Origin of the sequence: Rhodoplanes sp. SY1, assembly GCF_046000175.1 — a bacterium.
GTDB lineage: Bacteria > Pseudomonadota > Alphaproteobacteria > Rhizobiales > Xanthobacteraceae > Rhodoplanes.
In genome coordinates, this window is the sequence record NZ_JBEOMB010000235.1 from 1 (window position 1) to 570 (window position 570).

The following is a 570-nucleotide window of genomic DNA, read 5'->3' on the forward strand; positions in this document are numbered from 1 at the left end:
TCGCGCCGCCGATATAATATTGATTATAGGACGTGTGCTTGTCGACGATGACGTCGCCCCCGCTGGCGACGACGGCGGCGAGGGGACGCACGCTGGTCGGATTGGCGCTCGCGGTGTCGGCGCCGGCCGTCAGGACGTAGGACCACGAGCCCGGCTTGTCGATCCAGCCGACGACGTCAGCCGCGGTGTCGCTGCCGCAACGGGAGACGCAGACCCGCAGGCTGTTCGGGAAGAGATCGGCGGCGGAAAGATCGGACGACGCCGGGCTCGGGCTGTTCGGATTGAAGGCGAGATCCTGGCCCGTGCCCGAGCGGGTCTTCCCGTAGGGCGCGGTCGGCGCCGTCTTGTATCCGTTCAGATTATAGAAATACCAGAGATTGATCTCGTTCGTATTGGAGGAGTCGATGCCGCGCTTCGGGGAGGTGGAAAGATAGTAGTTCACCTGCTCGAAATAGGAGTCGTAGGCCAGATTCCCGCTTCCTCCCACCGTGTAATCGAGATAGTTCCCGAACTGGAAGAACCCGTCGGAGATCGAGGCGTCGATCCGGAGGTCGTTCTTCGCCCGCAGCG

Annotated in this window: 1 protein-coding gene; it reads right to left on the reverse strand. The window is 62.8% G+C overall.

All coding sequences use genetic code 11. The annotated features are described in order from the left end of the window. On the reverse strand, nt 1-570 hold a 570-nt coding region (locus tag ABTU92_RS28790; RefSeq protein ID WP_408094994.1), incomplete at both ends, for a hypothetical protein.